The following is a 26,386-nucleotide window of genomic DNA, read 5'->3' as shown; positions in this document are numbered from 1 at the left end:
AAGTTCCCCTGCTGAAAGAGGAGTTCGCTCCCTTACACTTCCCGCGAAGATTCAGGAGGGGGATCTGATGCGCAAGTGGTTCGTGATCGCCGGGGTGATCGGTGGGGCGCTGCTGCCGGCGGTTCCGGCGGCGGCCGTGCACGGAGGCGTGCCGGGTGACTTCAACGGCGACGGCTACAAGGACGCGGTGCTGCCCGCGCCGGGTGCGAATGTGTCCGGCAAGGAGGCGGCGGGGGCGGTGGTCGTGCTGTACGGCTCGAAGTCGGGCCTGGCCGCGAGCCACCGCAAGACGATCACGCAGAACACGGCCGGGGTGCCGGGCGCGGCGGAGGCGTACGACCGGTTCGGCGAGGCGACCGCGACGGCGGACCTGAACCGGGACGGGTATGCGGACCTGGTGGTGGGGTCGCCGGCGGAGGACACGCCGAAGGGCACCGACTCCGGTGCGGTGACCGTGCTCTGGGGGAGCGCCGACGGACTGACCAGTGGGACGGATCTGCCGACACCGGCTGACGCCCCGGGCCAATACGGGCTGGACATCACCGCGCTCAGCACCGGGGCCGGGGCGAAGACCCGGGTGGCGGTGGCCGGGTGGGACGCGTCCGTGTACTTCAGCGGGCCGTTCACTCGCGGCGGCGGCTTCGGATCCGTCACCTACAACGACAACACGCCCTCCACCAGCTCCGTCGCGCTCGGCGACCTCAACGGCGACAAGGTTCCCGACCCGGCCTCCGCGACCGTCCGCCTGAGCGGCCGGAGCGGCGGCGACGTCTACGCGAACCCCGCCTACGGCAACGAACTCCAGGGCAACGGCCTCATCGTGGCCACCGGCGACGTCGACGGCGACGGATACGCCGACCTCGTGGCCGGCGACCCGGACGAGCCGGAAGCGGCGGGCGTGGACGGCGCGTCGGGCGGCCGGGTGCTGGTCTGGTACGGCTCGGCGACCGGCGTCGCGACCGACACCGCGCCGGTGCAGATCACGCAGAACACGGCCGGTGTCCCCGGCGCGAGCGAAAAGGGCGACGCCTTCGGCGGCGCGCTGACCGTCGCCGACCTGAACCGGGACGGGCTCGCGGACATCGTCGTCGGCACCCCGTACGAGAGCCTCGCCAAGAACCGGGCCGGTCAGGTGACGGTCGTCCCGGGCCGCGCCTCGGGATCCCTCGGCACCGGCTCGTACTCCTTCTCCCAGGACACGGCGTCCGTCCCGGGTGCCGCCGAGACCGACGACTTGTTCGGTACGACGGTCTCGGCCGGGGACGTGAACAAGGACGGCAAGCCGGAGCTGTTCGTCGGGGCGTCCGGCGAGAACAACGCCACCGGCGCGGTGTGGGTGTTCCCCGGCGGCTCGTCCCGTCCGACGGCCTCGGGCAGCAAGCTGTTCACGGCCTCGTCGGTGGGCCTGACCCAGCAGTTCGGTACGACGCTCGGCGGCCTCGGCCTGCTCTGGGCGATCTGACCGCTCAGGCGACCGCCAGCGCCGGGTTCCACCAGGGCGAGCTGTACCAGCCCCCGGGGACCCGGCGCCCGGCGACGACCCCGCCCGCGTAGTAGTACGGCGTCACCCCGTCCCGCCAGCGGTTGGAGACCGTGTACGTCCGCTCGTCCAGGATGACCCGCCCGTCCCGGGCCGTGACCGCGGGCGTGCCCAGGCCTGGCAGGACGGGCCCCGGGTCCAGGCGGAGCGCGGTGCGGGCGGCGCGGACGTAGTGGAGGCCCTCGACGGCGGCCGCCGTGGCCGAGTCGTACCGCCCGGCGGCGAGCTCCCCCTTCGCGGCGCGGTACCGCTCGGTCGCGTCGGCGAGAGCCTGCACGGCCGCCTTGTCACCCGCCGCGTCGATCCCCGCCAGACCGGCCCCGAGCCGCTCGACCCACCGCCCGGCCTCGACACGGACACCGGTCCCGGGCTCAGGATCGGGATCGGGGACAGCGGGCGGCCCCGCCACCGGCACGACAGGCTCCGCCCGACCGCCCTGCCTCCGCTGTACGACGACCGCGGCGACCGCGGCGACGATCAGCAACAGTGCGAGTACGACGTATCCCATCGCTTCCTCCAGCGCTTGCGGTCTCCCACGGGGCGGGGCGACCCGACCCCGTATGTCCCCATGAGACCCCGGGCCGCTGTGCGCAGCTGCCGAGCCGTCTGTACGGCTCCTGTGAGAACGCCATGGCGGCGCACGGCAAAGGGCGCCCGGGACCTGACCGTCCCGGGCGCCCTTTGTGCAGGTCCGTGGTTACAGCGAGGTGCCCTCGTTCGTCGCGTCGGGGTCGACGCCCATCGTGAGGGAGCCGACGACGCCCTTGGCGATGTTCTTCTTGTTGTACTTCAGCTTGAGCAGGCCGCCCGCGGTGCCGCTCTGGTCGTAGATGGTGTCCTCGTCGAGCGTGGTGCGCTCGGTCGTCGAGGTCGAGTACGGCTCGACCTCGGCGGAGGCGAGCACGGACGTCTCGTCGAAGAAGAGCTGGCCGGTGTGGCAGGTGGTGCCGCCCTCGTACCCGGCGTCCGTCCACTCGCCGCCCACGTGCACCTTGGTGTGGATGTGGACGGTACGGCCCCGGTACCAGCCCGGGAAGATGGTCTTGAAGGTGACCTTGCCGTGCTTGTCCGTCCTCCACGTGCCGCGCAAATAGCGCTCGTCGTCGGTCGGCTCCTCGTGGACCCCGCCGCCGGTGCCACCGGACGGCGCGCCCGACGGCGGCTCACCGGTCGGGGTGCCGGAGGGGGCGCCCGTGGGAGCGGTGCCGCCACCGCCGGTCGACAGGCTCTCGTAGCCCGAGTAGATGCCCAGGGCGTCGCAGTGCCAGATGTCCACGGCGGCGTTGCGTACCGGCTTGCAGGTCTCCGAGTCGATCACCTTGAGGTCGAGGACGAGCGGGATGCCCTCCTTGTCCTCGGTGATGTCACGGCGGAGCTTGTCGGCGTCTATGTAGTACGGACCCTCGGTGGTCTCCGAGGTGAGCTTGTAGCAGACCTCGGCGGAGGAGGTGCCGCTCGCGGAAGCGGTGCTCGTCGTCTCGTCGGCGAAGGCACCCGAGGCGAGCGTGGCGCCCGCACCCACGGCCACGGCGGCACCCGCGCCCGCCACGACGACCTTGCGACGCGTCAGGTCCCGCTTGTGCTTCGGCTCGTTGTTCTGCTGGTTTCCCGTCATGGGCAGGAAAGTTAGGTAAGAAGACTGTCAGGGACGTGGGAAAGCACTGTGGCGTTCTCAAAGGAACATGAAAGGAAAGCCTTCCCTTACTTGCCGGTTGGGGCCACCGCCGCGGGGGCGCCGGCCTCCATCGAGGGGCCGTCCGAGGCCCGTGCGCCACGGATGAACCGGGCCGCGACCACCGCGAGCAGCGAGGCCGCCGACAGCGTGGAGAGACCGCCGTTGGTGCTGCCCGTCGTGTCCTTGAGATAGCCGGAGAGCGTGGGCGAGACGAATCCGCCCAGGTTTCCTATGGAGTTGATCAGCGCGAGGCCCGGCGCGGCGATCCTCAGGTCGAGCCCGGACTGCGCCATGGGCCAGAACAGCGTGGCCGCGCACTTCGAGCCGACCCCCGCGAGCGTGATCGCGGCGAGCCCGAACCAGGGGGAGCCGAGGGTGGCCAGATAGGTGCCGATGGCCGAGAGGAGGAGCGTGAGCGCCAGGAAGGGCCGGCGGTCCGGGGCCCGGTCGGTGAAGTGGCTCATCGAGTACATGGCGACCATCGAGCAGACCGCCGGTATCGCCGACAGCAGTCCGACCTGGAAGGAAGACAGCTCGCCGATCTCCTCGATCAGACTCGGCAGCCAGAAGGTGATCGCGTACCCGGTCAGCCCGTTTCCGGCGCGCAGGCAAAAGGGACTTGAAATCGTCCGTCGATTTCAAGTCCCTTTGCGATCAGCCGAGTTACAAGGCTTGCCTTACTTCGGCTGCGGCTTGCGCACCGACAGGTGCAGCTCCTTCAGCCGCGCCTCCTCCAGCTCCGTCGGCGCGCCCATCATCAGGTCCTGGGCGTTGCCGTTGAGCGGGAAGGCGATGGTCTCGCGGATGTTCGGCTCGTCGGCCAGCAGCATCACGATGCGGTCGACGCCGGGCGCGATCCCGCCGTGCGGCGGGGCGCCGAAGCGGAACGCGCGCAGCATGCCGGCGAACTTCTCCTCCACCGTCTCGCGGTCGTAGCCCGCGATCTCGAAGGCCTTCAGCATGATCTCGGGCTCGTGGTTCCGGATCGCGCCGGAGGACAGCTCGACACCGTTGCAGACGATGTCGTACTGCCAGCCGAGAATGTCCAGCGGGTCCTGGGTCTCCAGGGCCTCAAGACCGCCCTGCGGCATGGAGAACGGGTTGTGCGAGAAGTCGATCGCGCCGGTCTCCTCGTCCTTCTCGTACATCGGGAAGTCGACGATCCAGCAGAACCGGAACACGCCCTCCTCGAAGTGCCCGGCACGCTTGGCGGCCTCGACCCGCACCGCGCCCATGATCTTCGAGACCTCGTCGAACTCACCCGCGCCGAAGAACACGGCGTGCCCGGCGGCCAGCGACAGCCGCTTGGTCAGCTCGGCGACGTTCTCCTCGGTGAGGAACTTCGCGATCGGACCGGACAGCGAACCGTCCTCGGCGACCCGGACCCAGGCCAGACCCTTCGCACCCTGCGAGACGGCGTAGTCGCCGAGCTGGTCGAAGAACTTCCGCGGCTGCGCGGAGACGTCCGGCACCGCCAGCGCCCGCACGTGCTTGCCGGCGAACGCCTTGAACTCCGAGCCCTCGAAGACATCGGTGATGTCGACGAGCTCCAGCTGGGCCCGCAGGTCCGGCTTGTCGGAGCCGTACTTCAGCATCGCCTCACGGAACGGGATCCGCGGGAAGGGAGACGTCACATGACGTCCGTTGCCGAACTCCTCGAACAGCTCCGTCATGAGCTTCTCGATCGGCTGGAAGACGTCCTCCTGCTCGACGAAGCTCATCTCGACGTCGAGCTGGTAGAACTCGCCCGGCGAACGGTCCGCACGGGCGTCCTCGTCACGGAAACAGGGCGCGATCTGGAAGTACCGGTCGAAGCCGGAGATCATCAGCAGCTGCTTGAACTGCTGTGGCGCCTGGGGGAGGGCGTAGAACTTGCCCGGGTTCAGACGCGACGGCACGACGAAGTCACGTGCGCCCTCGGGAGAGGTGGCGGACAGGATCGGCGTCGCCATCTCGTTGAACCCGAGGGCCGTCATCTTGTGACGAATGGCGGAGATGACCGACGTACGCAGCAGGATGTTCTTGTGCATCCGCTCGCGGCGCAGGTCCAGGAAGCGGTACTCCAGGCGCCGCTCCTCGTTGACCCCGTCCTCGGTGTTGATCGTGAACGGCAGCGGGGCGGCCGCGCCGAGCAGCTCGACCTCGCCGACCTCGACCTCGATCTCGCCGGTGGGCAGGTCGGCGTTCACGTTGTCGGTTCCACGTGAAACAACCTTGCCGTCTACACGGACCGTCGACTCCTTGGAGACCTTGTCCAGGGCCTCGTACGCGGGCGTGCCGGGCCGGGCGACGAGCTGCGTGATGCCGTAGTGGTCGCGCAGATCGATGAAGAGGATGCCGCCCAGGTCGCGCCGATTGTGCAGCCAGCCGCTCAGCCGGACGTCGGTACCGACGTCAGAGGCGCGGAGCTCGCCGCAGGTGTGGGACCTGTACCGATGCATCGTCGTTCATCGTCCTTACATCTTGGGCTGTGCCGAGGGTCACTCCCCGACAAGGAACGGGCCATGGTGCCCGGACCTCCCAAGGGTACCGGCCGCCCCAAGATCGGCTCCCCACCATTAATCGCGGGACGCGGGCCCGGCCATCGGTGGCAGCCCTCGATCAACTCTCCCTACAGTGGGGCAATGCGCACTGGTGAGCCCCTGCCCGCCGTGGGGGACGTCCTCGCCGCCCTCGCGACCGGCCTGTGGCACTGGGACACCGCAACGGGCCAGGTCACCGTGGACGCCGAGGCCGCACGCCTGCTCGGGCTGCCCGCCGAGCCGACCACCCTCACGGAGGTCCAGGCACGCGCGCGTATGCACGCCGTCGACTGGAACGAGATCACCGGCGTCATCCAGCTCGCCGTCGCCGAGGGCACCCTCGCCGAGGTCCGCATCCGGATCATGGACGAGCAGAACCGGGTGGTGCGGGTCGTCCGCAGCCGCTCGAATCCCTCCTACGACGCCGAGCGCCGCGCCTTCGTCCTGATCGGCACCCTGCAGGAGGTCACCGAGCCCTCACCCGGCACCCCGGCCGCCCGCAGCGCGATCACCGGCGACTGGCGGCGCTCCAGGGAGGCGTTCCTCCTGGACGCGGGCCGCGCCCTGGCCGAGGCCCGCTCCACCGAGGAGGTCCTCCGGGTCGCCGCGGGCCTGTCGATGCCGGGCTTCTCCCCGGACGGCCTCGCGGTCTTCGGCGTCGAGGGCGACCGCCTGAAGATCATCGGCCACCACGGACAGCAGCCCGGCGACGAGGGCCCCTTCTCCCACATGGCCCTGGAGACGGACTACCCCGCCGCCGAGGTGGTCCGCACCGGTCGCGCGGTCTACCTCTCCACCCCCGAGCAGTACCGGAACCGCTACCCGGTCACCTGGCCCCTCGCGGCCCACTTCGGCCGCCAGTCCTGGGCCTTTCTCCCCCTCACGGTCGCGGGCCGCACGATGGGCGCGTGGATGGCGGCCTTCGCCTACCCGGTCGCCTTCACCCCGGACGAGAGATCCGTGCTCACGACGGTCGCCCGGATGCTCGCCCAGGCCCTGTCCCGCGCGGAGGCGGCCGAGTCGGCCAGAGAGCTCACCGACGGCCTCCAACGCTCCATGCTCCCCAAGCTGGGCCCCGAGATACCGGGCATGAGCGTGGCGGCCCGCTACGTCCCCACCGGCGGCGGCCTCCAGGTGGGCGGCGACTGGTACGACATGATCCCGCTGCCCGGAGGAGGGCGCTTCGCCCTGGTCATAGGCGACGTACAGGGCCACGACGTCCACGCGGCAGGCCTGATGGGCCAGCTGCGCATAGCCCTGCGGGCCTACGCCTCGGAGGGCCACCGCCCCGACGCGGTCCTGTCCCGCGCCTCCCGCTTCCTGCACGGCATGACGTACGACACCGACGACCCCGCCGACCAGCGCTTCGCGACCTGCCTCTACGTCGAGGTCGACCCCGCCACCGGCCGCCTCGACATCGCCCGCGCCGGCCACCCCGACCCCGCGATCCGCATGGCGGACGGCACGGTCCTGGTCCGCCGCACCGACGGCGGCCTCCCCCTCGGCATCGACCCCGACGCCGACTACCCCACGACCGGCCTCACCCTCGAGCCCGGCGAGACGATGATGGTCTGCACCGACGGCCTGATCGAGACGGGCGGCCACGACCTGGAGAGCGGCTGGCAGCGGGTCCGCACGATCCTGGAGGAACACAAGGGCGACCTGGAGGAACTGGCGGACGCCCTGGTCCAAGCCGTGCACGGCCCCTCCTCCCACCACACGACAGGCCCCTGGCGGACCGCCGCGAGGACGACATAGCGGTGTTGCTGTTGTGCCGCGAGGGAGAGGGCTGCGGCTGCGGCGACACCGTCGTGACGACACCGCCGATCCGCCGCACGATGCTGTCGGTGGCCCAGGCGGAACCGGAACGCGTGGCGGTGGCCCGCCAGCAGCTGAAGGAGCTCCTCCACGACTGGCCGTCGGAGGACCAGGTGGACTCGGCGGTACTGCTGCTGTCCGAGATGCTGACGAACGTCCTGGTCCACACCGACGCGGACGCGCTGCTCCTGGCGGAGGTACGTGGCGAACGGGGCGCCCGCCGTATGCACGTGAAAGTGACGGACACCAGCGACGACCTCCCCCACGTCCGCCGCCCCGGCGAACTGGCGTCGTCGGGCCGCGGCCTGGTCCTGATCGAACTGCTGGCCGACACCTGGGGCGTGGACCCGCAGGGCGAGGGCAAGAGCATCTGGTTCGAGCTCTACGAGTCCACGGCGGCGGACGCGTCGGAGTAACGCTCCCGTAGCTCATGCGCGACCCCGAAGGCGGCGGCGGTGAGCGGCACGGCGAGCAGCATGCCGAGAATCCCGGCGACGGAGGCCCCGGCCGTGATGGCGAGCATGACGACCGCCGGATGCATCTGCACGGTCCGGCTCTGGATCATCGGCTGCAGCACATGCCCTTCGAGCACCTGCACGGCGAGCACGACCCCGAGCACCCACAGCGCGATGACGAACCCCCGGTCCGCGAGCGCGACGAGGACGGCGACGGCCCCGGAGACGAAGGCGCCCAGGTAAGGGATGTAAGCCGCCACGAACACCAGCGCCCCCAGCCCGACGGCCCCCGGCACATCGAGGATCAGCAGCCCGACGGTGATGCAGAGGGCGTCGATGAGGGCGATGAGCGTCGTCCCCCGCATGAACCCCTCGACCCCTTCGTACGCCCGCCGGGCCATGGCCTCGACGAGGTCACCGGAGGAACGGGGAACAAGGGAGCGCAGCGCGCCGACAGCCCGATGCGAGTCCCTCAGAAAGAAGAAGACGAGCAGCAGCGCGAGCACAGCCATGGCAATGGTCTCGCCGACGACACTGACCCCGCTGATCACCCCGGAGGCGGCGGTCCCCCCGAACTTGGCGAGCAGCTCCTTCGCGTTGGAGGCGAGGTCGTCCAGCGAGGTCCCCGCGGCCCCGAAGTGCTCGGCGAGATCCTGAGCCGCCTGCTTGAGCGAGGCGACGATCTCGTCCCCGGTGTCGATGAGCGCGGCGACGACGATATAGACGGCCCCGCCGACGACACCCACGACGGCGACACACGTGAGCCCGGCACCGACCGACCGATTGACCCTGCCCTTGACGAGCCACCGGTGCAGGGGCCCGAGCAGCGCAGCCCCCAGCAGCGCGAGCAGCACCGGCACAACAGCGGTCCGGAACTCCACACACAACCGGATCCCGACATACACAACCCCGGCGACAAGCAGCACGACAACACACCAGGCGGCCAGACGACGGACGGGCTCGGGAAGCAGTTGCACACCCCCAGCGGACCACGCGCCCCCGGCCTTGTCCTGTGCGGTCGGCCGGTCAGGTGAAGGGCCGACGCGGTCGGCAGAATCGGTACGTCTGTCCACCTTTCGGATGAACAACCTTGCTATGGACGTGAGTTGCCCTTCCGCGTCTCTAGGTTCCGGAGCGGAGGTGATGCTCGATGAAGGAGCAGAACAACACGCGCAAGGACGCGATCGACATCAACGACTTCGTGTTCGTGGCCACGGGGGCCCGGGTACGGAGGCTGACGATGCCGGACGGGACGCACTGGTTTCCCGCGGTCGACGTATGCAAGGAGCTGGGGTACACCACCCCTCGAAAGGCGCTGCTCGACCACGTTCCCCAAGAGCACCGAGAGATTCTCGAGACAGTGACTGGAGGTCACACTCTCAGCGTTCCCGCAGGTCGGGAGTGGCGACGAGACATGAACGTCGTCGATCTCCAGGGCCTGATCCGCTTGGTCAACGGCTGCACGAAGCCGGAGTCCCAGCCCTTCAAGAACTGGGTCGCCGAAGTCATCGCCACCATCCAGCGCGACGGCTCCTACTCCCTGGAACCGGCCCCCGTGCAGCCCGCCGCCACCTGCTGCACCGCATACGCCGTGCCCCAACAGCTCGCTGACGCCCTCGTCCGGCTCGAAGAGCGCGCCTGCCGGACGGACGAAGCGCTACAGCGGATCGACAACAAGCAGAACGTGATCATCGAGTCCCTCCGGGACATCGCCCAGACCCTCCGGCGCTCCGGCGATCGCGCCCGCCCGGTCCAGGCCCCGGAGTTGACGCCTCAGCAGCTCCTGGCCAACTGGAAGTCCCGGAACCTGGTCGTCACCGAGGACGTCCACGCGGTGGCTGCCCACCTGGCTCCTGCGCTGCTGCACGGCGGCGCCGGTTACAGCGTGGAGGAGATCTCCGTCTGCACCGGGTTGTCGTCCGACCGCGTCCACGACAGCCTGGAGTTGCTGTCCGAGCAGGAATGCGTGCGGCAGGTGGGCCGCGCCCCGAACGGCGCGCCGTTCTACGTACTGCCGTAGTCCGGTAGCGCCCACATAGGAAAGGCCCGAAGCCGCACCCCAAACTTGCGGCTTCGGGCCTTCTCACAACCTACCGAGTCGCGGCCCGCTTTACAGGCCACCCTCGGACATCCCGTGCACGGCCGGGATCGTCCCCAGCCGCCCCTTCTGGAAGTCGTCGAACGCCTGCTGGAGTTCCTCACGGGTGTTCATGACGAACGGCCCGTAGTGCGCCATCGGCTCACGGATCGGCTGCCCGCCCAGGAGTACGACCTCCATGTCCGGCGTGTGCGAGTCCTGCTTCTCGTCCGCGCGGACGGTCAGGGACCCGCCGGCGCCGAAGACCGCGGTCTGGCCCAGGTGGATCGGACGCCGCTCGGCACCCACCGACCCTCGGCCGGCGAGGACGTACGCCAGTCCGTTGAAGTCCTCGCGCCACGGCAGCGTGAGCTCCGCACCCGGCGCCAGCGTCGCGTGGACCATCGTGATCGGGGTGTGAGTGATACCGGGACCGTCGTGGCCGTCCAGCTCACCGGCGATCACTCGAAGGAGTGCGCCACCGTCGGGGGTTGTCAGCAACTGGACGTTGCCACCGCGGATGTCCTGGTAGCGCGGGGCCATCATCTTGTCCTTGGCGGGCAGGTTCACCCACAGCTGGAGGCCGTGGAAGAGACCGCCGGACATGACCAGGGACTCCGGCGGCGCCTCGATGTGGAGCAGGCCCGAGCCTGCGGTCATCCACTGGGTGTCGCCGTTGGTGATGGTGCCGCCGCCACCCTGGCTGTCCTGGTGGTCGAAGACGCCGTCGATGATGTAGGTCACGGTCTCGAAGCCGCGGTGCGGGTGCCAGGGGGTGCCCTTCGGCTCCCCGGGCGCGTACTCAACCTCACCCATCTGATCCATCATGATGAACGGATCCAGATGCCGGTAATGGATCCCGGCGAACGCACGGCGCACCGGAAAGCCCTCACCCTCGAAACCGCTCGGCGCGGTCGTGACGCCGAGCACGGGACGGGCCACGGCGTCGGCCGGGGCGGCCACGCGGGGGAGCGTCAGCGGGTTCTCCACGGTCACTGCGGGCATGTCGGTACCTCCTTGGTGCGTTCAGTTTAGTTGAGCATTGAACTTCCTGCCACCTCTAACCATGAGGTCCGCAGGCACATTCCCGCCGCCGTCAATGCAACAGGGCCACCGTCCCGACGCCCATCGCCCACAGGCCCGCCGACACCGTGGACAGCCCGAGGACCAGGCGGAACAGACCGAGCGCGAGGTGCCCGGCGGTACGGTGCCCGACCTTGGTGGTGCCCTCCGGATCCTCGGGGTCGTACAGGATGTCGACCTCGTCCGCCCCGCCCTGCCGACCGCTGCGCGTACGCGCGTTGCCCAGGGCGTCGACGTACGCGTACGTGTGATGCGTGACGGCGTCCTCGCCGGTCCCGACCTCGTACGACCGCTCGCGCCGCCCCTCCACCGTGATCCCCCGGCGGCGCAGCACGACGCCCGCCCGGAGGCGGGCAACAGAACGCCGCCGGCCGTGCAGGACCAGCGGCGATGTGTCGATCTCGGTCACGCGGGCACAGTAGGCGAGCCCGGGGACCGGAAGGGGCGGTTAGTCGTAGCGGTGCTGGATCCGGCACTCAGCCGTACATCCGGCGCATCGCGAACTCGACCATCTGCTCCACGGCCTTCGCGTCGAAGACCATCCGGTGCTCGCCCTCCATGTCGAGGACGAAGCCGTAGCCGGTGGGCAGCAGGTCGATCACCTCCGCCCCGGTGATCACGAAGTACTTGGACTCCTTGCCCGCGTACCGGCGCAGTTCCTTGAGCGAGGTGAACATCGGGATCACCGGCTGCTGGGTGTTGTGCAGGGCGAGGAATCCGGGGTTGTCGCCGCGTGGGCAGTACACCTTGGACGTGGCGAAGACCTGCTGGAAGTCCTCCGCCGCCAGCTGGCCCGTCGTGAAGGCCCGCACGGCGTCCGCGAGGGACGGCGGGGACGGCTCGGGATACAGCGGCGGCTGCTGGCCGTACCCGCCCGGCATCTGCTGCTGTGGGGCGGCGTACTGCTGCTGCGTACCCGCGCTCTGGTCGTAGCCGTACATGGGCGCAAGAGTACCGATCGGGGCGGGGGCGGCGGGCGGCAATGGGGACCGGGCAGACCGACAGCGGCTTGACAGGCGGCGGCCGTGGTTTCCGGCGGCCGCCCCTCGTAGCGTCTGTAGTGCCGAGGGGAGCGGCACGGACAGCGGCCCACCACCAAGAGGACAGCCATGCGCGGACACCACGACGACGCAGCTCACGAGCACGACGGAGGACTCGCCCACGACCTTCCCGTCCTCGCCCGCCGGCGGATGATCCGGCTGATGGCGGGAGCGAGCCTGGTACCGCTGGTCGGCTGTTCCGCCGACAGCGACTCCACGGCGTCCGCCTCTTCCTCTTCGTCCTCTTCCTCATCCTCTGCCTCTGCCTCTGCTACGGCCGGCTCGTCATCCTCCTCGGAATGCGCCACCATTCCCGAGGAGACCGCCGGGCCCTACCCCGGCGACGGATCGAGCGGTGTGAACGTCCTCAGGGAGAGCGGTGTCGTCCGCAGCGACATCCGCACGAGCTTCGGCGACTCCGCGGGCGGCACCGCCGAGGGGGTGCCCCTGACGTTCACGCTGACGGTCGTGGACGCCGCATCCGGCTGCGGGACCCCGAGAGTGGGCGCCGCGGTCTACGTCTGGCACTGCGACCGCGAAGGGAACTACTCCCTGTACACCGAGGGCGTCACGGACGAAAACTATCTGCGGGGTGTGCAGGAGACCGACGACAAGGGGCAGGTCACCTTCACCAGCATCTTCCCGGGCTGCTACACCGGCCGCTGGCCGCACATCCACTTCGAGGTCTACGCCGACCTGGAGAACGCGACCGCGGCCACCTCCATCACCAACACCTCGCAGCTCGCGTTCCCCAAGGACGTCTGCGACACGGTGTACGCGACGGACGGCTACAGCGAGAGTGTGTCCAACCTCGGTCAGCTCTCCATCGAGACGGACATGGTTTTCAGCGACGGGTACGACCAGCAGCTGGCGACGGTGAAGGGCAGCGTCGACGCGGGGTACACGGCCACCCTCACGGTTCCGGTGTGAACCGTCACAGATGACCGGATCAGGGTTGCGGTTTATTACCGGCGGGTAGCATCATCGTATCGAAGCTACTTGTTGGTACGTGAACTAGCGCGAGGATCCAGTGCCTCGCCCGACTCTCTACGGGAGCCGTCGCCATGGGGCACTACAAGTCCAATCTCCGCGACATCGAGTTCAACCTCTTCGAGGTCCTCGGGCGCGACAAGCTGTACGGCACCGGTCCGTTCGAGGAGATGGACGTCGAGACCGCGAAGAGCATCCTCGACGAGCTGACGCGCCTCGCGGAGAACGAGCTGGCGGAGTCCTTCGCGGACGCCGACCGCAACCCGCCGGTCTTCGACCCGGAGACCAGCACCGCGCCGGTCCCCGCGTCCTTCAAGAAGAGCTACAAGGCCTTCATGGACTCCGAGTACTGGCGGCTGGGCGTCCCGGAGGCCATCGGCGGCACCACCGCCCCGCCGTCCCTGATCTGGTCGTACGCGGAGCTGATCCTGGGCGCGAACCCGGCCGTGTGGATGTACTCCTCCGGCCCGGCGTTCGCCGGGATCCTCTACGACGAGGGCAACGACGTACAGAAGAAGATCGCCCAGATCGCAGTGGACCGGACCTGGGGTTCGACCATGGTGCTGACCGAGCCGGACGCGGGTTCGGACGTCGGCGCCGGCCGCACCAAGGCGATCCAGCAGGAGGACGGCTCCTGGCACATCGAAGGCGTCAAGCGCTTCATCACGTCCGGTGAGCACGACATGGAGGAGAACATCCTCCACTACGTCCTCGCCCGCCCCGAGGGCCACGGCCCCGGCACCAAGGGCCTGTCCCTCTTCATGGTCCCGAAGTACCTCTTCGACTTCGAGACCGGCGAGCTGGGCGAGCGCAACGGCGCCTACGCCACCAACGTCGAGCACAAGATGGGCCTGAAGGCCTCCAACACCTGCGAGATGACCTTCGGCGACCAGCACCCCGCCAAGGGCTGGCTGATCGGCGACAAGCACGACGGCATCCGCCAGATGTTCCGCATCATCGAGTTCGCCCGCATGATGGTCGGCACGAAGGCGATCTCCACGCTGTCGACGGGCTACCTGAACGCGCTGGAGTACGCCAAGGAGCGCGTCCAGGGCTCCGACCTCGCCGCCTTCGGCGACAAGGCCGCGCCCAAGGTCACCATCACCCACCACCCCGACGTACGCCGCTCGCTCATGACGCAGAAGGCGTACGCGGAGGGCATGCGCGCCCTCGTCCTCTACACCGCCTCCATCCAGGACGCGATCGCCGTCAAGGAGGCCGCGGGCGAGGACGCCAAGGCCGAGCACGCGCTCAACGACCTGCTGCTGCCGATCGTGAAGGGCTACGGCTCCGAGAAGGGCTACGAGCAGCTCGCCCAGTCGCTCCAGACCTTCGGCGGCTCCGGCTTCCTGCAGGAGTACCCGATCGAGCAGTACATCCGCGACGCCAAGATCGACACCCTGTACGAGGGCACCACGGCCATCCAGGGCCAGGACTTCTTCTTCCGGAAGATCGTCCGCAACCAGGGCGCGGCCCTGAACGGTCTCGCCGAGGACATCAAGAAGTTCCTGGCGCTCGGCACGGGTGGCGAGGAGCTGTCCGGCGCCCGCGAGCACCTGGCCAAGGCGGCCGTCGAGCTGGAGGCCATCGTCGGTCTGATGCTGACCGACCTCGCGGCCACCGAGCAGGACGTCAAGAACATCTACAAGGTGGGCCTGAACACCACCCGTCTGCTGCTGGCCTCCGGCGACGTCGTCGTCGGCTACCTGCTCCTCAAGGGCGCCGCGGTCGCCGCCGAGAAGCTGGAGACGGCCTCCGCCAAGGACAAGGCGTTCTACACCGGCAAGATCGCGGCGGCGAAGTTCTTCGCGGCCAACGTCCTGCCCGGCGTCACCGGCGCCCGCAAGCTCGCCCAGGGCGTCGAGCTCGACCTGATGGAGCTGGACGAGGCCGCGTTCTAGGACACACCCGCACAGCTCTCCCGAGGGCCCGCTCCCAGCACCGGAGCGGGCCTTCGTACGTCGTTAAGGTGAACCCCATGAGCGAACCCTCCCGCTTCGACCGCGGTCACACCGACGACCTCATGTCCTTCCTGGCTGCCAGCCCCTCGCCGTACCACGCCGTGGCGAACGCCGCCGAGCGACTGGAGAAGGCGGGCTTCAGGCAGGTCGCGGAGACGGACGCCTGGGACGGGACGACCGGCGGCAAGTACGTGCTGCGCGGCGGCGCGATCGTGGCCTGGTACGTCCCCGAGGGCGCCGAGCCGCACACCCCGTTCCGGATCGTCGGCTCGCACACCGACTCCCCCAACCTGCGGGTCAAGCCGCTGCCGGACGCCGGGGCGCACGGCTGGCGCCAGGTCGCCGTGGAGATCTACGGCGGGCCGCTGCTGAACTCCTGGCTCGACCGCGACCTGGGCCTGGCCGGCCGGCTGACCCTGCGGGACGGCTCGACGCGACTGGTCAACGTCGGCCGGCCGCTGCTGCGGGTCCCGCAGCTCGCCGTCCACCTGGACCGCTCGGTGTCGACGGAGGGCCTCAAGCTCGACAAGCAGCGGCATCTGCAGCCCATCTGGGGACTCGGCAACGACATCCGCGAGGGCGACCTCATCGCCTTCCTGGAGGAGGAGAACGGGCTCCCGGCGGGCGAGGTCACCGGCTGGGACCTGATGGTGCACTCCGTGGAGCCCCCGGCCTATCTGGGCCGCGACAAGGAGCTGGTGGCCGGCCCGCGCATGGACAACCTGCTGTCCGTGCACGCCGAGGTCGCCGCGCTGAGCGCCGTCTCCACCGGCTCGGCCCTGTCCCACATCCCCGTACTCGCCGCCTTCGACCACGAGGAGAACGGCTCGCAGTCGGACACCGGCGCGGACGGGCCGCTGCTCGGCAGTGTGCTGGAGCGTTCGGTGTTCGCGCGCGGAGGGTCGTACGAGGACCGGGCGAGAGCCTTCGCCGGCACGGTCTGTCTGTCCTCCGACACGGGCCACGCGATCCACCCCAACTACGCGGAGCGCCACGACCCCACGCACCACCCGCGGGTCAACGGCGGCCCGATCCTCAAGGTCAACGTCAACAACCGCTACGCCACGGACGGTTCGGGCCGCGCGGTCTTCGCCGCCGCCTGCGAGAAGGCCGGCGTCCCCTTCCAGTCCTTCGTCTCCAACAACTCCATGCCCTGCGGCACCACGATCGGCCCCATCACAGCGGCCCGGCACGGCATCAAGACCGTCGACATCGGCGTCGCCATCCTGTCGATGCACAGCGCCCGCGAACTGTGCGGCACGGACGACCCTCATCTGCTGGCGAACGCGCTGGTGGCGTTCCTGGAGGGATAGCGAGGGACAGCGAGGGATAGCCCTCGCGAGGCCGGGTACCCGCCTTCGACCGGAACCACCGGACAGGGAGGCGACACTATGGGCCTCGGCGGATGCATCATCCTCATCGCCGCGGGAGCCATTCTCACGTTCGCGACCGACTGGGATATGCAGGGAGTCAATCTCGACCTGGTCGGCGTCATCTTCATGATCGTCGGCCTGATCGGCGTCAGTACGTTCAGCAGCATCGCCCGGCGCAGGCGGGTGGTCGTACCGCCGCCCACGACGACCGTGGTCGAGGACGACCACCACCGGCGCGGGGGCGGCTACAGCGCCTGATCGTCCATACCGGCCAGGACTGGGGTGTGCCGGTCCGTACCGCCCTCGGCGAGACGGACCGGCACACCCCAGTCCTGCTGGTGGACATGGCAGGCGGGGTACGCGTTGCGCGGGTCGTCGTCGCAGGAGGCGGCCGTCGCGGAGACATGCAGTACACCTTCGGCGACCGCCGGATCGAGGTGCAGGGTGCGGGAGAGCTCGGTGCCCGCGCCCTCTCCCTCGACCAGCAGTCCGGGCGGGGTGGCGGAGATCAGCAGCCGGGTCGAGGGACCGTAGCGGGTGTCGAGCTTCTGACCCGCCGGGGCCTGGAAGACCACGTCCAACCGCAGCCTGCCCGGGGCGACGTCGGTGGCGGCGCGCGGGGTGCGATGGGCGACCGATGCCACGCGTACGGCCTCCTCCGGGAGCCGCAGCCGGGTGAGCCGGTGCCGGGCCGACTCGACGACCACGAGGTCGTCCCCGACGAGAACGGCGCCGCTGGGCTCGCGCAGATCCGTGGCCAGGGTGGTGACCTCGCCCGTCGCCGGGTCGTAGCGGCGCAGGGCGTGGTTGTACGTGTCGCTGACCGCGACCGAGCCGTCGGGCAGCGCGGTGCCCCCCAACGGGTGCTGGAGCAGGGCCTGTTCGGCGGCGCCGTCGCGGTGTCCGAAGTCGAAGAGCTCGGTGCCGACGGCGGTGTGGACGGTGCCGTCGGTGTCCACCCAGCGCAGGGCTGACGTCTCGGAGTCGGCGACCCAGAGCCGCTCGGGGGTGGCGGCGAGCCCGGAGGGCTGGGCGAACCACGCCTCGGCGGCGGGGCCGTCGACCAGGCCTTCGTTGGTGGTGCCGGCCGCGACCGCGACCGTTCGATCGGCCGGGTCGTACGTCCAGAGCTGGTGGATGCCGGCCATGGCGATCCACACCTTGCCGTGCCACCAGGCCACGTCCCAGGGGGAGGAGAGGTTGACCTCGCGTGCCGGTCCCGAGGTGTCGTCGCCCCGCATCCACGGGTGGCCGGTGCCGGCGAGGGTGGTGGTGCGGCCCGACTCCGGGTCAAAGCGGCGCAGGGTGGCCGATCCCCTTGCGGGACAGACGGACCAGCTTCCAGACGACCAGCGTGCCGACGACGCCCGCCGTGACAGCCGCCAACGCGGCGTCGAAGCCTTTGCGCTCAACGGTCTTGTAACCGGAGCGCCCTCTGTCTATGTGGACCTTGCGGACGGTCAGTCCGTTGCGCTCGGCCCAGGCAAGGCAGTCGGCTTCCTGCCGTTCGATTGCGGTCTTGCCGTCCCGGTCGAGGGACAGGCGGAGGTAGAGATCACAGATCGTGTCTTGGTGCACACACTCAGTGTGGCGAAGAGTTCGGTGCTCTGTTGTCTATTTCAAAAATCGAGAACGACGATACGTCCGCGCAGATCGGCGAGGGTGTACTGCTTCTCGCCCGTGTTCAGCCAGCCGCCCTTGCCGACGAGCTCGGGGGCGCGGACTCGGACACGGCGGGGCGCGGAGTCGCTCATGGATCAAGAGTGCCACCCGCCACCGACAGTCACCTCAGCGTGTGCCCCGTCGTGGCATCCACATGCTCCGGTACGTCCTCGTGGCGGTCGCCGACCGTGAGGGTGCCGGTGGGTTCGAGGACGAGGATCGCCGACGGGACGGGGGCGTACGGCTTGTGTTCCGTGCCGCGGGGGACCGTGAAGACCGAGCCCTTGGGGAGGACGACCGTGCGTTCGCCGGTCGGTTCGCGCAGGGCGATGTGGAGTTCGCCGTCGAGGACGAGGAAGAACTCGTCGGTGTGGTCGTGGGTGTGCCAGAGGTGTTCGCCCTCGACCTTGGCGATGCGTACGTCGTAGTCGTTGACGGCGGTGACGATGCGGGGGCTCCACTGGTCCGTGAAGGACGCGAGGGCCTTTTCCAGGGAGATCGGCTCGGGGGAGACGGGTTCGCTCATGTCCGTCATCGTCGGCCGTGGCCCGGCACGTGCACGAGTGCTAGGAATTGCACATGCCGCAAGGATCCTCTCAACCGAACAGGCGTCCGCACCGGGTCGCGGTCATCGTCGACGAGGGCACCAACCCCTTCGAAGTCGGTGTCGCCACCGAGTTGTTCGGGCTGCCGCGGCCCGAACTGGGGCTGCCGGGGCCGTTGTACGAGGTGACACTGTGCGCGCCCACGCCCGGGGTGCGGATGAACCACGGGTTCTTCACGCTGAGCGGTGTGCCCGGGCTCGAGGCCGTGGACGAGGCCGACACCCTGGTCGTGCCGGGGCGGCCGGACAACGTCGTACCGCGCGGGGCCGCCGTACTCGACGCCATTCGCCGCACGCACGCGCGTGGCGCCCGCGTCATGAGCCTGTGCACCGGCAGCTTCGCGCTCGCCGAGGCGGGGCTGCTGGACGGCCGGCGGGCCACCACCCACTGGCTGTGGGCGGACGCGTTCCGCGAGCTGCATCCCAGGGTCCTCCTGGAGCCCGACGTCCTCTTCGTCGACGAGGGCGACCTTCTCACCGCCGCCGGCAGTGCCGCCGCGCTCGACCTCGGGCTGCACATCTGGCGGCGCGACCACGGTGCCGAGGTCGCCAACGCCGTGTCCCGGCGGCTGGTGTTCGCCGCCCATCGGGACGGCGGACAGCGGCAGTTCGTGGAGCGTCCGGTGCCCGAGGTGCCGGACGAGTCGCTGGCGCCATTGCTGGCGTGGGCGCAGGAGCGGCTGGGGGAGCCGCTGACGGTGGCGGAGCTCGCCGCCCGCGCGGCCGTCTCCCCCGCCACGCTGCACCGCCGTTTCCAGGCCCAGCTCGGCACGACGCCGTTGGCCTGGCTGACGGGGGAGCGCGTGACGCTGGCCTGCCGCCTCATCGAGCGGGGCGAGGAACGGCTGGACGTGGTGGCCGCCCGCAGTGGCCTGGGGACGGCCGCGAACCTCCGCGCGCGCGTGCGGCGCGAGACGGGGCTCAGCCCGTCGGCGTACCGGAGGCGGTTCGGGACGTCGGCGACGGAGGTGCCGCGGCCTCGGACCTGAGCTGTCGCAGCTCGGACACCACACCGACCCCGGCGTGTCGGCCATCCCTACGGCCTATTGGTTGCGTTCCGTCGCGCAGGTCGGGGAAGCGGTATCGGCATGAGATTCCTCGTACGCGACCGGCTCCTCGGCTTCGGTGACGACTACTGGATCGAGGACGACCAGGGCAACAAGGTGTTCCTCGTCGACGGCAAGGCCATGCGGCTGCGGGACACCTTCGAGCTGAAGGACACCCGTGGGCGCGTCCTGATCGACATCCGGCAGAAGATGTTCGCCCTGCGGGACACGATGATCATCGAGCGGGACGGCGAACCGCTGGCCACGATCAAGCGCAAGCGCCTGTCCCTGCTGCGCAACCACTACCGGGTGTCCCTGGCGGACGGCAGCACCGAACTCGACGTCAGCGGGAAGATCCTCGACCGGGAGTTCGCGATCGAGTACGACGGTGAGCTGCTCGCCGTGGTCTCCCGGCGGTGGCTGCACGTGCGGGAGACCTACGGCGTCGACGTCGTACGGGAGGACACGGACCCGGCGCTGCTGATCGCGGTGACGGTGTGCGTGATCCAGCTCGCCGAGAAGGAGAGGGAGTCCGACTGAGACCTAACGCCGGGGTGCGTCGAGTCCCAGCATCCGGTCCTTCAGCGCCGGGAACTGATCCCGTGTCACGGCCACCTTCGCGGCGTCGAACTCGACGGTGAGGACCTCCTCGTCGGCGCCGGCCTCGGCCAGTACCTCGCCCCACGGATCCACCACGATCGAGTGACCGGCCTGTGGAACTCCCGCATGTGTCCCGGCCGTTCCACAGGCAAGCACGTACGCCTGGTTCTCGACCGCCCGCGCCTGGGCCAGCAGCGTCCAGTGCGCCCGGCGGCGCTCCGGCCAGCCCGCGGGGATCACCAGGGTCTCGGCGCCGGCGTCGACGAGGCCGCGGAAGAGTTCGGGGAATCGGAGGTCGTAGCAGGTCGCCAAGCCGAGGGTGGTCTCGGGCAGACGGACCGTCACCAGGTCCCGGCCCGCGCCCATCAGCACGGCCTCGCCCTTGTCGAAGCCGAAGCGGTGGATCTTGCGGTAGGCGGCGATCAGATCGCCGGAGGGGGAGAAGACGAGAGAGGTGTTGTAGAGCGTGCCGTCAGGGGTGTGCTCCGGGATCGAGCCCGCGTGCAGCCAGACGCCCGCGTCGCTCGCGGCCTTGGCCATGGCCTCGTACGTCGGCCCCTCCAGCGGCTCGGCCTCGCTGCCGAACCCCTCGTAGGCGAACGCGCCGGTGGTCCACAGCTCCGGCAGCACGACCAGATCGGCACCGGACTGGTCCCGTACCAGTGAGGCCACCCGCCGTCGGCGCGATTCGACCGATTCGCCCTCACTTACGGCGATCTGAATCAACGAGGCGCGCACACTACCACCGTCCTGGCATTCGAGCCGTTCACACGGGCCTACGATCGTCACACGAAAGCACTGCCGGGGTGCCTCACAGCAGCGTAACTTAGCGTTCCAAGACACCCGCCGACAGCCACACTCCCACTGGCAACGACGCCATCACCAGCCCGTGCACCGACCGCCGAGGGGTCCCGTTCCGTGAGTCTGCATCCCACCCTCCAGCCCTACGCCGACGCCTGGACCCACTCCATCGATGCGATATCCGAGCTGGTGACGCCCCTTGTGGAGGGAGAGTGGAACCGGCGTACCCCGTGCCCCGGCTGGTCGGTGCGCGACGTCGTGTCCCATGTCATCGGTCTGGACACCGAGATGCTGGGAGACCCGCGCCCCATCCACTCGCTGCCTCGCGACCTCTACCACGTGACCAATGAGCAACAGCGGTACACGGAGATGCAGGTCGACGTCCGCCGCCATCACACGGCGCCGGAGATGACGTCCGAGCTGGAGTACGTGATCATCCGCCGCAACCGCCAGCTGCGCAACGAGTCGCGGGATCCGGGTACGAAGGTGCGTGGCCCCCTCAGCAGCGAACTGACGCTCGAAGAGTCCATGCGCAAGCACGCCTTCGACGTCTGGGTGCACGAGCAGGATCTCCGCGCCGCCCTCGGCCGCCCCGGCAACCTGGACTCCCCCGGCGCGCACATCGCCCGTGACGTCCTGCTCGCCGAAATGCCCGCCATAGTCGCCGAGAAGGCCGACGCCCCGCGCAGCTCGGCGATCGTCCTCGACGTCCACGGCCCGATCGAGTTCCTGCGCACGATCCGCGTCGACATCCAGGGCCGCGGCACCCTCGAAACGGCTCCCGCTCTCGGCCCCGCCGCCACTCTCACCCTCGACTGGGAGACCTACGTCCGCCTGGCCTGCGGCCGGGTGACGGCGGACGCGGTACCGGACCGGGTGAAGGCGGAGGGCGACCCGGCGCTGACGGCGGCGATCCTGCGGAACTTCACGGTGACGCGCTAGCGGGACCGCGATGACGCGGTACCGCTGACGGAACTGGGGGCGGCGGCCCCCAGCTCTACACCGGCACGTGCACCGTCTCCACCCGGCTCGCCACCAGCCGCTCCCGCTCCCGGCGGATCGCCCGCTTGCGCAGCCGCAGGATCTGGCTGATCCCCAGCGCCTGCAGCACGAAGACCGCGGAGAAGGCGATCCGGTAGTTGTCCCCGGTCGCGTCCAGCAGCACCCCGATCGCGAACAGGGTCGTCATCGAGGCGACGAAGCCGCCCATGTTGGTGATGCCGGACGCGGTGCCCTGCCGCTCCGGCGGGTTCGCCGGACGCGCGAAGTCGAAGCCGATCATCGAGGCCGGCCCGCACGCGCCCAGCACCGTGCAGAGCACCACGAGCAGCCACATCGGCGCATGCTCACCCGGGTACGCCAGCGTCACCGCCCACATCAGCCCCGTCGCCCCCACGGTCCCCAGCGCCAGCGGCAGCCGCGCCTCGTGGTGCCGGGCGACGACCTGGCCGTAGACCAGCCCGATCACCATGTTCGACAGCACGACGAGGGTCAGCAGCTCACCGGCGACCGCCCGGGACAGCCCCTGCGCCTCGACCAGGAACGGCATGCCCCACAGCAGCAGGAACACCATCGCCGGGAACTGGGTCGTGAAGTGCACCCACAGGCCGAGCCGCGTGCCCGGCTCCCGCCAGGAGGCGGCGATCTGCCGTCGTACGTAGGCCGCGCCCTGGTGCGGGAAGGGCTCCGGCTCGTGTCCCTCGGGGTGGTCCTTGAGGAAGAGCAGCAGCAGGACCAGCACGACCACACCCGCGACCGCGCTGCCCGCGAAGGCCGCCGTCCAGCCGATGCCGTGCAGCAGCCGGGCCAGCACAAGGGTGGAGACCAGGTTGCCCGCCATGCCGACCAGCCCCGCGAACTGCGCGACCATCGGCCCGCGCCGGGCCGGGAACCAGCGGGTGCCGAGCCGCAGCACGCTGATGAACGTCATCGCGTCACCGCAGCCCAGCAGCGCGCGCGAGGCGAGGGCCATGCCGTACGAGGGGGAGAAGGCGAAGCCGAGCTGTCCGGCCGTGAACAGCACCACCCCGATGGCCAGCACCTTCTTGGTGCCGAGCCGGTCGACGAGCAGGCCGACGGGTATCTGCATGCCCGCGTACACGAGCAGTTGGAGGATGGAGAAGGTCGACAGCGCGGAGGCGTTGACGTGGAAGCGGTCGGCGGCGTCGAGGCCGGCAACCCCCAGCGACGTACGGAAGATGACGGCGACGAAGTAGACGGAGACGCCGATGCCCCAGACGGCCATCGCGCGGCGGCCACCCGGGGGGTCACCCGGCAGAGTGGCGCTCATCGGACCTCGCCCCGCGCCAGGTGGGAGAACCACTCGACGTGCCCGTGGATGAGCCCGACGACCGCCTCCGCGTCGCCGGAGCGCAGCGCGTCGAGGATCTGCTCGTGCTCGGCGAGGGTCTTGGTGATGCGGTCGGGGTGGGCGTGCATCACGGCGACGCCCATCCTCAGCTGCCGGTCGCGGAGCTGGTCGTAGAGCCGGGACAGGATCTCGTTGCCCCCGCTGCGGACGATCTCGGCGTGGAAGCAGCGGTCGGTGACGGCGGCGCCGGCCAGGTCCCCGGCGGCGGCCTGCTCCTTCTGCTGGGCGAGGAGTTCCTCGAGCCGTGCGATGAGCCGCGGCGACGCCGGTAGGGCCTTGCGCGCGGCGTGTTCCTCGACGAGCTGGCGGGTCTCCACCACGTCCGCGATCTCCTGTGCGGAGACGGGCAGGACCAGCGCGCCCTTCTTCGGGTAGAGCTTGATCAGCCCCTCCACCTGGAGCCGCAGCAGCGCCTCGCGCACCGGTGTCCGCGAGACCCCCACGGCCTCGGCGAGCTCGCCCTCGGTCAGCAGGGTGCCGCCCTCGTAGCGACGGTCCAGGACGCCCTGCTTCACGTGGTCGTAGACGCGGTCGGCGGCGGGCGGCTGCTTGGTGTGAGCGGCGGACGGGGCGGGTGGGGCTGAAGGCATGCGCACATCATAGATACAACACGTACGCATGCCAGGGAGTCGTCCATCATGCGGACCCCAAAAGACTCAGAGGCCCCCCCTGGCAGAGAAAGTCGAATCCGCCCCAGCAGCCGCACAACCTTCTGCGCTACTTACGAGTCAGACACGTGCGGCCCCAACAACTTTCAGGACTCAACTCGGCCGCACGCCAGGGGCATTCAACGTATTCGGGGTACCTCACTTGATTACCGGCATTCAGGGCATTCGTATCCGCAGAGCTGTAGCCGTGGCCGTGACCACCGGCTCGCTCTTCGCCACCGGAGCCCTCACCGCGGCGCCGGCGCAGGCCGTCACCGCGCCCACCATCACCGCCAAGAGCGGGTTCATGATGAACAGCGCCACCGGCACGACGCTCTTCAGCAAGTACGGGAGCACGCACCGGCTCACTGCCTCCACCACAAAGATCATGACCGCGAAGGTCGTGCTCGCCCAGTCGAATCTGAACCTGGACGCCAAGGTCACGATCAAGAAGGCGTACAGCGACTACATCGTCTCCAAGGGCGCCTCGTCGGCCCGTCTGATCGTCGGCGACAAGGTCACCGTCCGTCAGCTGCTCTACGGGATGATGCTGCCGTCCGGCTGCGACGCCGCGATGGCGCTGGCCGACAAGTTCGGTACCGGTACGACGGTCGCGGCCCGCACCAAGAACTTCATCGCCAAGATGAACAACAAAGCCGGGCAGCTCGGCATGACGAACACGCACTTCGACTCGTTCGACGGCATCAGCAACGGCTCGAACTACTCATCGGCGAAGGACCTGACGCTCCTCGCCCGCAGCGCGATGAAGAGCTCCACCTTCAAGTCCGTCGTGAAGACCAAGTCGTACACCGCGAAGACGATCACCAGCTCCGGTACGACGCGCACGATGTCGGCTTGGAAGAACACCAATGCCCTGCTCGGCTGGAACGGCACGCTCGGCATCAAGACCGGTTCCGGCACCGAGGCCAAGTACTGCCTCGTCTTCGCCGCCACGTACAACGGCGAGTCGGTGATGGGCGCCGTCCTGACGTCCTCCTCGGCGGACAATCGCACGGCGGACGTGAAGAAGCTGATCAACTATGGCTACGCGAAGATCGCCTGACGCGAAGGCGTGATGGCGTGAAGACGTGAAGGAAGGGGCCTGCGGCGGCGGGCCCCTTCGCCATTCAGCCGACCGGCAGAAAGAACCGCAGCTTCTCCTTCGAGACGGCGCCGATCCGGTCGTAGAACCGAATGGCCCCCTCGTTCCACGCAGGCGTCTGCCACTGCACCTGTCCGAGCCCGAGGGCCCGCGCCTCGTCCCGTACGGCAGTCATGAGCGACTCCCCGATGCCGAGCCCGCGGTGCCCGTCGCGCAGGAACAGACAGTCCATGTGGAGGTACTCGGCGCCGTCCCAGGTGGACACCTCGGCGGAACAGGTGGCGTATCCGACGACGGTCCCGTCCAACTCCGCGACGAGACACCGCAACCGCGGCTCGGGGCTCCCGAACAGCAGGGACCGCAACCGCTCTTCGAGCCCGGGGGCGGGCGGCTCGGCCTTCTCGTACACGGCGTGCTCGGTGATCAGCGCGACGACGTCCGCCAGCTCCTCGGACCGCACCCGCCGCACGACGGGACCGCCGCTCACCGGACCTCCCCCTCCAGCACATCCGCGGACCAGGCGGCGAGCCGTGCACCGATCTCCCCGTCCCCGTCCAGCACATGGCGCACCCAGACATCCCGCTCGTACGCGAACACGGCCGCCTCCCACACACAGGGAGCCAGCCCCTGCCGCCCCGGCCGCAGCCCCTCCGGCTCACCGACGGGCCCGACGAAGACGGCGAGGTCGGACATGTCCCCCTCGATCCACGTGTGCACGAGCACGTAGTCCCCGTCCCCACCGGCGTGCACCAGCAGCACGGCGGCCCCGAGAGAGCCACGCAGACCGGCGGTGGCGAGGTGCGCCCCGGCGATCGCCAGCCCGGCGTCCGCGCCCTTGACCTCCCGTCCGGGCGCCTCGATCGCATACGCCTTCACCAGGTGCCCGGCGACCTCGTGCGTCCCCAACGGCCGCACGGCACGGGCGTGATGAGTGTCGGCGAGCTCCAGCAGCCCGGAGACGTCCACGGCTGCCGGTATGTGCGCGTCTGTTCGAAGATCGGCCATACGGCAATGATCAC

General features: G+C 69.7%; 26 protein-coding genes and 2 pseudogenes. 11 read left to right on the top strand and 17 right to left on the bottom strand.

What is annotated here, in order from left to right:
* Positions 1-67 precede the first annotated feature (67 nt).
* Entirely contained in the window at positions 68-1,462 is a 1,395-nt protein-coding gene (locus OHU89_RS25785) for a VCBS repeat-containing protein (protein ID WP_405646164.1), read from the top strand.
* Positions 1,463-1,466: 4 nt separating this feature from the next.
* Here OHU89_RS25785 and OHU89_RS25780 read toward each other — a convergent pair whose 3' ends face one another.
* The 4 genes from OHU89_RS25780 to aspS form a co-directional block, all read right to left on the bottom strand.
* Positions 1,467-2,048: a hypothetical protein gene (locus tag OHU89_RS25780; RefSeq protein WP_405646162.1), complete on the bottom strand. Its 582-nt coding sequence runs from the start codon at positions 2,046-2,048 to the stop codon at positions 1,467-1,469.
* Between the two features lie 189 nt (positions 2,049-2,237).
* Positions 2,238-3,155 carry an intradiol ring-cleavage dioxygenase gene (locus OHU89_RS25775; RefSeq protein WP_405646160.1) on the bottom strand — a complete coding sequence of 306 codons (918 nt, stop codon included), beginning with the start codon at positions 3,153-3,155 and terminating at the stop codon, positions 2,238-2,240.
* A gap of 86 nt (positions 3,156-3,241) precedes the next feature.
* Entirely contained in the window at positions 3,242-3,766 is a 525-nt protein-coding gene (locus tag OHU89_RS25770; protein ID WP_405654654.1) for an MFS transporter, read from the bottom strand.
* A gap of 126 nt (positions 3,767-3,892) precedes the next feature.
* Positions 3,893-5,656 carry an aspartate--tRNA ligase gene (gene aspS / locus OHU89_RS25765; protein ID WP_365393630.1) on the bottom strand — a complete coding sequence of 588 codons (1,764 nt, stop codon included), beginning with the start codon at positions 5,654-5,656 and terminating at the stop codon, positions 3,893-3,895.
* A gap of 183 nt (positions 5,657-5,839) precedes the next feature.
* On the opposite strand from aspS, the pseudogene OHU89_RS25760 reads away from it, so the two are divergent.
* Positions 5,840-7,971: pseudogene (locus OHU89_RS25760) on the top strand (SpoIIE family protein phosphatase).
* On the opposite strand, the gene OHU89_RS25755 reads toward OHU89_RS25760, so the two are convergent.
* Positions 7,938-8,987 (bottom strand): AI-2E family transporter, encoded by a 1,050-nt coding sequence (locus tag OHU89_RS25755; RefSeq protein ID WP_405646158.1) that lies wholly within the window; start codon positions 8,985-8,987, stop codon positions 7,938-7,940. The pseudogene OHU89_RS25760 and the gene OHU89_RS25755 overlap by 34 nt on opposite strands.
* 173 nt (positions 8,988-9,160) lie before the next feature.
* Between OHU89_RS25755 and OHU89_RS25750 the strand changes: the two genes are divergently transcribed.
* A complete protein-coding gene (locus OHU89_RS25750; protein ID WP_405646156.1) occupies positions 9,161-10,030 on the top strand; it encodes a Bro-N domain-containing protein in 870 nt (289 codons plus the stop codon).
* 90 nt (positions 10,031-10,120) lie between these two features.
* Here the strand turns inward: OHU89_RS25750 and OHU89_RS25745 are convergent, their stop codons facing one another.
* The 3 genes from OHU89_RS25745 to OHU89_RS25735 form a co-directional block, all read right to left on the bottom strand.
* On the bottom strand, positions 10,121-11,092 hold the full coding sequence (locus tag OHU89_RS25745) for a pirin family protein (RefSeq protein WP_405646154.1): 972 nt from the start codon (positions 11,090-11,092) through the stop codon (positions 10,121-10,123).
* Between the two features lie 91 nt (positions 11,093-11,183).
* Positions 11,184-11,579, bottom strand: a complete 396-nt coding sequence (locus OHU89_RS25740) for a hypothetical protein (RefSeq protein ID WP_405646152.1) — start codon at positions 11,577-11,579, stop codon at positions 11,184-11,186.
* A gap of 67 nt (positions 11,580-11,646) precedes the next feature.
* Complete coding sequence (locus tag OHU89_RS25735; protein ID WP_046261114.1) at positions 11,647-12,111, bottom strand: SseB family protein; 465 nt, start codon at positions 12,109-12,111, stop codon at positions 11,647-11,649.
* Between the two features lie 168 nt (positions 12,112-12,279).
* On the opposite strand from OHU89_RS25735, the gene OHU89_RS25730 reads away from it, so the two are divergent.
* The 4 genes from OHU89_RS25730 (at position 12,280) to OHU89_RS25715 (ending at position 16,792) form a co-directional block, all read left to right on the top strand.
* Positions 12,280-13,140 (top strand): intradiol ring-cleavage dioxygenase, encoded by an 861-nt coding sequence (locus tag OHU89_RS25730; protein WP_405646150.1) that lies wholly within the window; start codon positions 12,280-12,282, stop codon positions 13,138-13,140.
* A gap of 134 nt (positions 13,141-13,274) precedes the next feature.
* On the top strand, positions 13,275-15,101 hold the full coding sequence (locus OHU89_RS25725; protein WP_405646148.1) for an acyl-CoA dehydrogenase: 1,827 nt from the start codon (positions 13,275-13,277) through the stop codon (positions 15,099-15,101).
* 77 nt (positions 15,102-15,178) lie between these two features.
* Entirely contained in the window at positions 15,179-16,474 is a 1,296-nt protein-coding gene (locus tag OHU89_RS25720; RefSeq protein ID WP_405646147.1) for a M18 family aminopeptidase, read from the top strand.
* Positions 16,475-16,552: 78 nt separating this feature from the next.
* On the top strand, positions 16,553-16,792 hold the full coding sequence (locus tag OHU89_RS25715; RefSeq protein ID WP_307028327.1) for a DUF6458 family protein: 240 nt from the start codon (positions 16,553-16,555) through the stop codon (positions 16,790-16,792).
* On the opposite strand, the pseudogene OHU89_RS25710 reads toward OHU89_RS25715, so the two are convergent.
* From OHU89_RS25710 to OHU89_RS25695, 4 genes and pseudogenes are all read right to left on the bottom strand, one after another.
* A pseudogene (locus OHU89_RS25710) lies at positions 16,780-17,838 on the bottom strand (NHL repeat-containing protein); the annotation flags it as partial. The gene OHU89_RS25715 and the pseudogene OHU89_RS25710 overlap by 13 nt on opposite strands.
* Positions 17,825-18,112 carry a recombinase family protein gene (locus OHU89_RS25705; protein WP_405646144.1) on the bottom strand — a complete coding sequence of 96 codons (288 nt, stop codon included), beginning with the start codon at positions 18,110-18,112 and terminating at the stop codon, positions 17,825-17,827. The pseudogene OHU89_RS25710 and the gene OHU89_RS25705, both read right to left, overlap by 14 nt.
* A 41-nt stretch (positions 18,113-18,153) precedes the next feature.
* Entirely contained in the window at positions 18,154-18,288 is a 135-nt protein-coding gene (locus tag OHU89_RS25700) for a hypothetical protein (RefSeq protein ID WP_405655112.1), read from the bottom strand.
* A gap of 29 nt (positions 18,289-18,317) precedes the next feature.
* Positions 18,318-18,722: a cupin domain-containing protein gene (locus tag OHU89_RS25695; protein ID WP_405646142.1), complete on the bottom strand. Its 405-nt coding sequence runs from the start codon at positions 18,720-18,722 to the stop codon at positions 18,318-18,320.
* A 53-nt stretch (positions 18,723-18,775) separates the two neighbouring features.
* Between OHU89_RS25695 and OHU89_RS25690 the strand changes: the two genes are divergently transcribed.
* Together OHU89_RS25690 and OHU89_RS25685 are read left to right on the top strand one after the other, a co-directional pair.
* The gene (locus OHU89_RS25690; protein ID WP_405646140.1) at positions 18,776-19,789 is read left to right on the top strand and encodes a helix-turn-helix domain-containing protein; all 1,014 of its coding nucleotides are present in this window, start codon (positions 18,776-18,778) and stop codon (positions 19,787-19,789) included.
* A 99-nt stretch (positions 19,790-19,888) separates the two neighbouring features.
* Positions 19,889-20,386, top strand: coding sequence for an LURP-one-related/scramblase family protein (locus OHU89_RS25685; RefSeq protein ID WP_405646138.1), 498 nt, complete (start codon positions 19,889-19,891; stop codon positions 20,384-20,386).
* A 3-nt stretch (positions 20,387-20,389) separates the two neighbouring features.
* On the opposite strand, the gene OHU89_RS25680 is transcribed toward OHU89_RS25685, so the two are convergent.
* Positions 20,390-21,184, bottom strand: coding sequence for a carbon-nitrogen family hydrolase (locus OHU89_RS25680; protein ID WP_405646136.1), 795 nt, complete (start codon positions 21,182-21,184; stop codon positions 20,390-20,392).
* Between the two features lie 180 nt (positions 21,185-21,364).
* On the opposite strand from OHU89_RS25680, the gene OHU89_RS25675 reads away from it, so the two are divergent.
* Positions 21,365-22,189 carry a maleylpyruvate isomerase family mycothiol-dependent enzyme gene (locus tag OHU89_RS25675; RefSeq protein ID WP_266889937.1) on the top strand — a complete coding sequence of 275 codons (825 nt, stop codon included), beginning with the start codon at positions 21,365-21,367 and terminating at the stop codon, positions 22,187-22,189.
* Between the two features lie 55 nt (positions 22,190-22,244).
* Here OHU89_RS25675 and OHU89_RS25670 read toward each other — a convergent pair whose 3' ends face one another.
* Positions 22,245-23,537, bottom strand: a complete 1,293-nt coding sequence (locus OHU89_RS25670) for a nitrate/nitrite transporter (RefSeq protein ID WP_405646134.1) — start codon at positions 23,535-23,537, stop codon at positions 22,245-22,247.
* Positions 23,534-24,208 (bottom strand): GntR family transcriptional regulator, encoded by a 675-nt coding sequence (locus OHU89_RS25665; RefSeq protein WP_405646132.1) that lies wholly within the window; start codon positions 24,206-24,208, stop codon positions 23,534-23,536. Before OHU89_RS25665 ends, OHU89_RS25670 begins: the two co-directional genes overlap by 4 nt.
* Positions 24,209-24,428: 220 nt before the next feature.
* On the opposite strand from OHU89_RS25665, the gene OHU89_RS25660 reads away from it, so the two are divergent.
* Positions 24,429-25,328, top strand: a complete 900-nt coding sequence (locus tag OHU89_RS25660) for a D-alanyl-D-alanine carboxypeptidase family protein (protein WP_405646130.1) — start codon at positions 24,429-24,431, stop codon at positions 25,326-25,328.
* 64 nt (positions 25,329-25,392) lie between these two features.
* Here the strand turns inward: OHU89_RS25660 and OHU89_RS25655 are convergent, their stop codons facing one another.
* On the bottom strand, positions 25,393-25,854 hold the full coding sequence (locus tag OHU89_RS25655; RefSeq protein ID WP_405646129.1) for a GNAT family N-acetyltransferase: 462 nt from the start codon (positions 25,852-25,854) through the stop codon (positions 25,393-25,395).
* Positions 25,851-26,372 (bottom strand): hypothetical protein, encoded by a 522-nt coding sequence (locus OHU89_RS25650; RefSeq protein WP_405646127.1) that lies wholly within the window; start codon positions 26,370-26,372, stop codon positions 25,851-25,853. Before OHU89_RS25650 ends, OHU89_RS25655 begins: the two co-directional genes overlap by 4 nt.
* Positions 26,373-26,386 lie beyond the last annotated feature (14 nt).

It is taken from the genome of Streptomyces sp. NBC_00019, assembly GCF_045041015.1.
Classification (GTDB): domain Bacteria; phylum Actinomycetota; class Actinomycetes; order Streptomycetales; family Streptomycetaceae; genus Streptomyces.
The sequence above is the reverse complement of the archived record's forward strand: the minus strand, read 5'-3'. Positions and strand labels throughout refer to the sequence as shown.